At 67.9% G+C, this 8368-nt stretch carries 8 protein-coding genes; 4 read left to right on the plus strand and 4 right to left on the minus strand.

The features are described 5' to 3' along the window. The 3 genes from A5733_RS13100 to A5733_RS13110 form a co-directional block, all read right to left on the minus strand. Nucleotides 1-907: VWA domain-containing protein (locus A5733_RS13100; RefSeq protein ID WP_142253977.1), on the minus strand; the 907-nt coding region annotated here is incomplete at its 3' end. Next, the gene (locus tag A5733_RS13105; protein WP_076240424.1) at nt 907-1794 is read right to left on the minus strand and encodes a MoxR family ATPase; all 888 of its coding nucleotides are present in this window, start codon (nt 1792-1794) and stop codon (nt 907-909) included. The genes A5733_RS13100 and A5733_RS13105, both read right to left, overlap by 1 nt. Before the next feature lie 30 nt (nt 1795-1824). Continuing rightward, entirely contained in the window at nt 1825-3084 is a 1260-nt protein-coding gene (locus tag A5733_RS13110; protein WP_067769007.1) for a glutamate-5-semialdehyde dehydrogenase, read from the minus strand. A 71-nt stretch (nt 3085-3155) separates the two neighbouring features. On the opposite strand from A5733_RS13110, the gene A5733_RS13115 reads away from it, so the two are divergent. Together A5733_RS13115 and A5733_RS13120 are read left to right on the plus strand one after the other, a co-directional pair. After that, a complete protein-coding gene (locus A5733_RS13115; protein WP_076240428.1) occupies nt 3156-4016 on the plus strand; it encodes a ribokinase in 861 nt (286 codons plus the stop codon). A 45-nt stretch (nt 4017-4061) separates the two neighbouring features. After that, the gene (locus A5733_RS13120) at nt 4062-4886 is read left to right on the plus strand and encodes an enoyl-CoA hydratase/isomerase family protein (protein WP_076240425.1); all 825 of its coding nucleotides are present in this window, start codon (nt 4062-4064) and stop codon (nt 4884-4886) included. A gap of 2 nt (nt 4887-4888) precedes the next feature. Here the strand turns inward: A5733_RS13120 and A5733_RS13125 are convergent, their stop codons facing one another. Beyond that, nucleotides 4889-6940: an NAD(+) synthase gene (locus tag A5733_RS13125; protein WP_076240429.1), complete on the minus strand. Its 2052-nt coding sequence runs from the start codon at nt 6938-6940 to the stop codon at nt 4889-4891. Between the two features lie 57 nt (nt 6941-6997). Here A5733_RS13125 and A5733_RS13130 point away from each other — a divergent pair, with 57 nt between their 5' ends. Beyond that, nucleotides 6998-7537 carry a cysteine hydrolase family protein gene (locus A5733_RS13130; protein ID WP_076240426.1) on the plus strand — a complete coding sequence of 180 codons (540 nt, stop codon included), beginning with the start codon at nt 6998-7000 and terminating at the stop codon, nt 7535-7537. 22 nt (nt 7538-7559) lie between these two features. Then, a partial coding sequence (locus tag A5733_RS13135; RefSeq protein WP_076240427.1) for an NAD-dependent protein deacetylase occupies nt 7560-8368 on the plus strand: 809 nt, incomplete at its 3' end.

Below are 8368 nucleotides of genomic sequence, written 5' to 3' on the forward strand. Positions count from 1 at the left end.
GCACCACGTCGATCGGCACGCCGCCGGTGGACATCGATTTGCGCAGGGTCTTGCGCAGGTCGATCTCCCCGGAGCGGGACCGGCGTCGCCGCGCGGCCAGCCGGGTCGCCAGGGTGCGGGCCAACGGCTGCACCGTCTTGCGCATCTGACGTAGCTGCTCGCCCGAGGCCCGCAGGAACTCCACGTTCTCGGCCAGCTGCGGCACCCCGTACATCTGCACGTGCTCGCGGCCCAGTTGCTCGGCGGTGCGCCGCTTGGTCTCGGACTCGACCATCTTGCGCAGCTGCGCGATGCGCTGGGCGGCCAGCGCCTTGGCGATCTCCTCCTGCGTGGGCGTGGGCTCGTCGCCATACGGCGCGAGCAGCCCGGCCAGCAGCCGGCCCTCCAGATCGTCCAGACTCATCGCCTTGAGCGCCTGATACGACGAGTACGACGGGCCGCGGCTGGAGTTGTACCGGCCGTACGCCTCGACGATGCGCGCGATCATGGCCGCGAGCCGGTCGTCGAGGTTGGCCAGGTCTTCGTTGTCGGCCAGCATCTGCACCAGCGCCTCGCGCATGGCCTCGATGTCCTCGGGCGGCAGTTGGGGCTGCCCCTCGCCACCGTCGGCCCCCTCGTCGTCGGAGAGGACCGTGCGTGCTCCCAGCGCCGCCGGGAAATACAGATCGAACATCGCGTCGTAGGTGTCGCGGTGATCGGCGCGTCGCAGCACCGCGCAGGCGATGCCCTCCCGCAACGCGTCCCGGTCCCCCAGGCCCAACACCGTGATCACCCGGCCGGCGTCCACCGTCTCCGACGGACCGACGGAGATCCCTTGTCCGCGAAGGGCTTCGACGAACTCGACAAGATGCCCCGGCAGCCCGTGCGGGGCCAGCGGCTGGGACGGTCGAACCCTGCGGGGCACCATCAGTTCAGCTTCAACTCGCCGGCCGCCTTGACCTGGTCGGACTGGTGTTTGAGCACCACGCCCAGGGTGGCGGCGATCATCGCGTCGTCGATGGTGTCCATTCCCAGCGCCAGCACGGTGCGGCCCCAGTCGATGGTCTCGGCCACCGACGGCAGCTTCTTGAGTTGCATGCCGCGCAGCACCCCGATGATGCGGACGAGTTCGGCCGCGATGTGCTCGGGCAGGTCGGGAACCCGCGACAGCAGGATGCGACGCTCCAGATCGGCATCCGGGAAGTCGATGTGCAGGAACAGGCAACGACGCTTGAGCGCCTCGGAGAGCTCACGGGTGGCGTTGGACGTGAGCACCACGAACGGGGGCCGCTCCGCGGTGATCGTGCCGAGTTCCGGCACGGTCACCGCGAAGTCCGACAGCACCTCCAACAGCAGGCCCTCGATCTCGATGTCAGCCTTGTCCGTCTCGTCGACCAGCAACACGGTCGGGTCGGTGCGTTTGATCGCGGTCAGCAGCGGACGGGTCAGCAGGAACTCCTCGCTGAACACGTCCATCTTGGTCTGGTCCCAGTCACCGCCGGCGGCATTCTGCCCGGCCTGGATCCGCAGGATCTGCTTGGCGTGGTTCCACTCGTACAGTGCCCGGGCCTCGTCGACGCCCTCGTAGCACTGCAGGCGCACCAGTTCGGAACCGGTGCTGGCCGCGACTGCGCGGGCCAGCTCGGTCTTGCCGACACCGGCAGGCCCCTCCACGAGCAGCGGTTTGCCCAGCCGATCGGCGAGGAACACCGCTGTCGCGGTGGCGGTGTCGGCGAGATAGCCGGTCTCGGCCAGCCGGCGCCCGACATCGTCGATGTCGGCGAACAACGGCGCGGGGCGCGCGGGCACGCTCATGTGGTCTCCTGGTCTGTATCTGGTCGGCGGCTAGGCCGGGCGGGTCTGACCGTCTCCCCACACGATCCACTTGGTCGAGGTCAGTTCGGGCAGGCCCATCGGTCCGCGGGCATGCAGCTTCTGGGTGGAGATGCCGATCTCGGCGCCGAAGCCGAACTGCTCTCCGTCGGTGAACGCGGTGGACGCGTTGACCATCACCGCGGCCGCGTCCACCTGTTCGGTGAAACGCTGGGCCGCAGCAAGATTCGTCGTCACGATGGCCTCGGTGTGCCCGGTGCCGTACTCGTTGATGTGGGCAATGGCCCCGTCGACTCCGTCCACCAGGGCCACGGCGATGTCCATCGAGAGGAACTCGGCGTGCAGCTCTTCGTCGCTGGGATCGGCATGCACGGTGACCCCGGCCTGGCGCAGCGCAGCGGTCAGCCTGGGCAGCGCAGTGGCCTCCAACGCCCGGTCCACCAACAGCGTCTCGGCGGCATTGCAGACGCTGGGGCGCCGGGTCTTGGAGTTCAGCAGGATCTTTTCGGCCAATTCGATGTCGGCCGAGGAATCAACGTAGACATGGCAATTGCCGACGCCGGTCTCGATCGTGGGCACCTGGGCGTCGCGCACAACAGCCTCGATCAGGCCGGCTCCCCCGCGCGGGATCACCACGTCGACCAGACCCCGGGCCTGGATCAGGTGCGTGACGCTGGCCCGGTCGTGGCTGGGCAACAACTGCACCGCGTCGGTCGGCAGATCTACCGAGCTCAGCGCCGAACGCAGCGCGGTCACCAGGGCCTGATTGGATTGCGCGGCAGACGAACTGCCGCGCAACAGAGCGGCATTGCCGGATTTCAGGGTGAGCCCGAAGGCGTCCACCGTGACGTTGGGCCGGCCTTCGTAGACCATGCCGACCACGCCGAGCGGCACCCGCTGCTGGCGCAACTGCAAGCCGTTGGGCAGGGTGCGGCCGCTGATCACCTGACCGACCGGATCGGGCAGGCCGGCGACCTGACGCAGCCCGGCGGCGATGCCGTCGACCCGTTGCGGATTGAGCGCCAGGCGATCCAACATCGCCTCCGGCGTGCCGGCCTGGCGAGCGGCGTCGAGATCAGCGGCGTTGGCGGCCAGCACCTCGTGGACATGGGCCAGCACGCTGTCGGCGGCGGCGTGCAGGGCACGGTTCTTGGTCTCGGCACTCAAGGTGCCCAGGGTGCGGGCGGCGACGCGGGCCCGCCGCGCGGCCTCGTGTACCTGCCCGCGGAGGTCCTGCGTTCCGGCGTTGACGGACGGTGTCTGCACGCTCATTGCCCCAGGGTATCGGAGGTGTTCAGGCACTTCGACACGTGTCAGTGCCCCGCGGCGTTAGCGTTGTGGGCATGACGGCTTCGCGGGTGTGCGTGGTTGGGAGCATCAATGCTGACCAGACGTTCGTCGTCAACACTCTGCCGCGACCGGGCCAGACGGTGCTGGCCTCGTCACTGACGTCCGCACCCGGCGGTAAGGGTGGCAACCAGGCCGTGGCCGCTGCACGGGCCGGCGCCGACGTCGCACTCGTGGCTGCCGTTGGTGACGACGCCGCCGGCGAGTCCCTGCGCCGCCACCTGCAGGCCAACGGAGTCGGTTCCGACGCGGTGACATGCATACCTGGCCCAAGCGGATCGGCGGCCATCCTCGTCGACGCCGTCGGTGAGAACAGCATCGTGGTGGCGCCGGGCGCCAACGCCCACCTCGACGTGGATTCGCCCGCCGCACACAGCGCCATCGTGTGGAGCGAAGTGGTGTTGATCCAACTGGAGATCCCCGTCGCCACCGCGGTCGCAGCGGCCAAACTGGCCAAGGCCGCCGGCGCGGTCGTCATGCTCAACGCCTCGCCCCCGGGCACCGCGGCGCACCATTTACTGGCCCTGTCGGAGTTGGTGGACGTCGTGGTGGTCAACGAGACCGAGGCCGCCGACTGGCACTGGCCGGTACGGCACCTGGTGATCACCCGGGGCAAGCGCGGCGCCAGCTATCTGGGGCCCGACGAACGGTTCGACGTACCCGCACCCGCGGTGCGCGCCCTGGACACGGCCGGCGCCGGTGACGTCTTCGCCGGGGTGCTGGCCGCGGGCTGGAGCACCGGCCACGAACCGGCGCTGCGACGCGCCTGTGCCGCCGGCGCGCTGGCCACCCTGGTCCGCGGGGCCGGCAACTGCGCCCCCTGTGCCGCTGACATCGATGCCGTCCTGAAGCACTGAACCGCGTCCGCTGAAGCCGATACCGTTGCCGTTATAGTCGCCGGCATGACGCAGGGACTCTCGCCGCGACCGCCCGAAGGCGACTGGCTGGGCACGCCGTACCTCAAGTTCGACCGTCAGGGCCCGTTCGGCGTGGTCACCCTGGACCGGCCCGAGGCCCGCAACGCGATGACCCCGGCGATGTACTTCGGCATCCGGTATGCGGTCACCCATGTCGAGGCCGATCCGGACCTGGCCGGCCTGCTGATCACCGGTACCGGCGACGTGTTCGCCCCGGGCGGCGACCTCGGCGGCGGCAACGGTGTCGACGACTGGATGAGTTTCGGTGCGGCGCTGTCGATGGACGTCACCCCGTTCGAAACCCTGCGTCAGTCGGTCAAACCCGTGGTGAGTGCGGTCAACGGACTGTGTCAGGGCGGTGGGCTGCAGATCGCGATCTGCAGCGACGTGGCCGTGGTCAGCGACCGCGCCACGTTCCGGGTGCCCGAGTTGTACCGCGGCATCGCCGACACCTACTACAGCCAGATGCTGGCCCGGCTGATCGGCCCGGTGCGCACCCGCGACCTGATGTTCACCGGCCGCACGCTGACCGCGGCCGAGGCGGTCGACTGGGGCATGGTCGCCCGGGTCGTGCCGCACGACGAATTGCTCACTGCCGCAACCGAAGTGCTGGCCCAGTGCTGCCGCACCGCGCCCCGCGCCCGCGGCGTCGTCAAGTCCAGCCTGGACAGCTACATGGGCCTCTACGACCGGATCGGCATGAAGGCCAGCTACAGCGGCGACGAGGCCGTCGAGGGCTTCCGGGCGTTCAAGGAACGCCGCTCACCGGAGTGGGTGCACCCGCAGCTGCGTGCCGACGGCCGGCTGTAGCGCTAGCTCTCCGGAATCTCGCGCTCGATCTCGTCGAGCCAGATCCGTGCCGACATGTCCGACGGTGCGCGCCAATCACCCCGGGGCGACAAGGAACCACCATGGGACACCTTGGGGCCGTTGGGCAGCGCCGAGCGTTTGAACTGAGAGAACGAGTAGAACCGCTGGGCAAACACCTGCAGCCAGTGCCGAATCTCCTTGAGGGAGTATGCCGGTCGCTTGTCCTCGGGGTATCCGGCCGGCCAGTCTCCGTGGTCGCGGTCATGCCAGGCATGCCAGGCCAAAAACGCCACCTTCGATGGCCGGAACCCGTACCGCAGCACCTGGAACAGTGAGAAGTCCTGCAGCACATACGGGCCGACCTTGTCCTCGCTGCTCTGGATCTCCTCGTCCTCCCCGGTGGGAACCAGTTCGGGGCTGATCTCGGTGTCCAGCACCGACTGCAGCACCGTGTTGACGTCAGAGTCCTCCTCACCGAACTGCCCTGAGGAGATCACCCACCGGATCAGGTGCTGGATAAGAGTTTTCGGCACCCCGCCGTTGACGTTGTAGTGCGACATCTGATCGCCGACGCCATACGTCGACCACCCGAGCGCCAGTTCCGAGAGATCGCCGGTGCCCAGCACGATGCCGCCACGCTGGTTAGCCAACCGGAACAGGTAGTCCGTACGCAGGCCGGCCTGCACGTTCTCGAAGGTGACGTCGTAGACCTTCTCACCGCGGCCGAACGGATGCCCCATCTCGGTGAGCATGAGTTGCGCGGTCTGCTTGATGTCGATTTCTTCGAACGTCACCCCCAGGGCCCGGCTCAACTCGATTGCATTGTTCTTGGTGCGGTCACCGGTGGCGAACCCGGGCAGCGTGAACGCCAGAATGTCACTGCGTGGGCGGTTTTCGCGGTCCATCGCCCGCGCCGCGACGATCAGGGCGTGGGTGGAATCCAGACCGCCGGACACCCCGATCACGACCTTGGGGAAGTTCAGCGCCCGCAGCCGTTGCTCCAGACCCGACACCTGGATGTTGTAGGCCTCGTAGCAATCCTGCTGCAGGCGGGCGGCATTCGACGGGACGAACGGGAAACGCTCGACCTCGCGCCGCAATCCGATGTCACCCGTGGGCGGGTCGAGTTGGAACTCGATACGGCGGAACGCAGTCACGTCGTCGCTGTGGTGTCGAGCATTGTCGTCGAACGTGCCCATGCGCACCCGCTCGGAACGCAGCAGCTCCAGATCCACATCGGCCACTGCGCGGCGCTCCCCGCGGGGGAAACGCTCACTGTCGGCGAGCAGCAGCCCGTTCTCCCAGATCATGGTCTGACCGTCCCAGGCCAGATCGGTGGTCGACTCCCCCTCGCCGGCGGCGGCATAGACGTAGGCGGCCAGACACCGCGACGAGGCCGAGCGGGCCAACAGGCAACGGTCCTCGGCGCGGCCGACGGTGATCGGGCTGCCCGACAGGTTGGCCAACACCGTCGCACCGGCCAGTGCAGCCTGCGCGCTCGGCGGGATCGGCACGAACATGTCCTCGCAGACCTCGACGTGCAGCACCAGGCCCGGCACGTCGGCGGCGACGAACAACAGGTCGGGACCGAACGGCACGTCGGCGCCGGCGACCCGGATGGTGCCGCGCTGATCGTCACCAGGGGCCATCTGCCGACGCTCGTAAAACTCGCGGTAGGTCGGCAGATAGGACTTGGGTGCCACGCCGAGCACCGCACCGCGGTGGATGACCACCGCCGTGTTGTAGATGCGGTGCCGATGCCGCAGCGGCGCACCGACCACGAGTACCGGTGTCAACACCACCGAGGCCGCGACGATCTCGATCAGCGCTTGCTCCACCGACTCCAGCAGCGCATCCTGCATCACGATGTCGTCGATCGAATAGCCCGACAGCGTCAGTTCCGGGAAGACCGCGACGGCCACCCCGTCGTCGTGGCAGTCCTGCGCGAGGCGCAGCACCGATTCGGCGTTGGCCGGCGGATCCGCCAACGCGGTGTGGTGGGTGCAGGCGGCAACTCTGGCGAAACCATGGCGGTAGGCGCTGTAGAAGTCCATCGGCTCCATTGTTGCCCGAAAAGTGTCAAGATCGGGCGACTGGGTATCAATTGAGTCATGAGCGATACCGCCGTCGTGATCGTCGACATGCTCAACCACTACCGGCACGAAGATGCCGAACACCTGGCGCCGAACGTGGCGCCGATCATCGACCCGCTGGTCGAGCTGATCGGTGGCGCACGCGCACGCGACGACGTCGACCTGATCTACGTCAACGACAACTACGGCGATTTCACCGCGCAATTCAGCGACATCATCGCCGCCGCACTGGACGGGGAGCACCCGGAACTGGTGCGGCCGATCGTGCCCGCAGACGATGCCCTGATGCTGAGCAAGGTGCGCCACAGCGTCTTCTACGCCACGGCGCTGGATTACCTGCTGGGCCGGTTGAACACCAAGCGGGTGGTGCTGGCCGGGCAGGTCACCGAACAGTGCATCCTCTACAGCGCCCTGGATGCCTACGTCCGGCACTATGACGTGGTGATTCCCAGTGACGGCGTCGCCCACATCGACGCCGAGCTGGGTGCCGCGGCGGTCGAGATGATGCGCCGCAACATGAGTGCCGAGATCCTGCCCGCCGCCAAATGCCTCCTCTGACCGGCGGCCTATCCTGGCGAGGGTGGACGCACCCGAACTCGTAGCCCTGCTGCAGGGTTGCCGGGTCGCGGTGCTGACTGGGGCCGGAATGTCGACCGACTCCGGGATTCCCGACTACCGCGGTCCCGATTCGCCACCGAGCAATCCGATGACGATCCGGCAGTTCACCTCCGATCCCGAGTTCCGCCGGCGGTACTGGGCGCGCAACCACGTCGGCTGGCGCCACATGGACCAGACCATGCCCAACGCCGGACACCGCGCCCTGGCTGCGCTGGAAACCGCCGGAGTCGTCACGGGATTGATCACGCAGAACGTCGACCTGCTGCACACCAAGGCCGGGAGCCGCTCGGTGGTGAATCTGCACGGCACCTACGCGCAGGTGATCTGTCTGGACTGCGGCCACACGATGAGCCGGGCCGCGCTGGCCGAGGACCTGGAGGCGCTCAATCCCGGATTCGCCGAGCGTGCCGAACAGGTCGGTGGGATCGCCGTCGCACCGGACGCCGACGCCATGGTCGACGACACCGATTCCTTCGTCATCCGAGACTGCCCGGCCTGTGGCGGGATGCTCAAACCCGACATCGTGTACTTCGGCGAAAATGTCCCCAAAGACCGTGTGGAGCACGTCTATTCACTGATCGATGCGGCACAGGCACTGTTGGTGGCCGGCTCGTCGCTGACGGTCTATTCCGGTTACCGCTTCGTACGTCACGCCGCCGCCTGCGGTATCCCGGTGGCCATCGTCAACCGCGGGCCGACTCGGGGTGACGATCTGGCCACCGTGAAGGTCGAGGCGGGTTGTTCGGAGATGCTGACCCTGTTGGCCGGCGA

The organism is Mycobacterium sp. NS-7484 (assembly GCF_001953975.1).
GTDB lineage: Bacteria > Actinomycetota > Actinomycetes > Mycobacteriales > Mycobacteriaceae > Mycobacterium.

Excerpts from the sequence above, each read along its gene's own strand:
- A5733_RS13105 (WP_076240424.1), bottom strand. The coding sequence starts at position 1,794 with ATGAGCGTGCCCGCGCGCCCCGCGCCGTTGTTCGCCGACATCGACGAT.
- A5733_RS13110 (WP_067769007.1), bottom strand. The coding sequence starts at position 3,084 with ATGAGCGTGCAGACACCGTCCGTCAACGCCGGAACGCAGGACCTCCGC.
- A5733_RS13115 (WP_076240428.1), top strand. The coding sequence starts at position 3,156 with ATGACGGCTTCGCGGGTGTGCGTGGTTGGGAGCATCAATGCTGACCAG.
- A5733_RS13120 (WP_076240425.1), top strand. The coding sequence starts at position 4,062 with ATGACGCAGGGACTCTCGCCGCGACCGCCCGAAGGCGACTGGCTGGGC.
- A5733_RS13125 (WP_076240429.1), bottom strand. The coding sequence starts at position 6,940 with ATGGACTTCTACAGCGCCTACCGCCATGGTTTCGCCAGAGTTGCCGCC.
- A5733_RS13130 (WP_076240426.1), top strand. The coding sequence starts at position 6,998 with ATGAGCGATACCGCCGTCGTGATCGTCGACATGCTCAACCACTACCGG.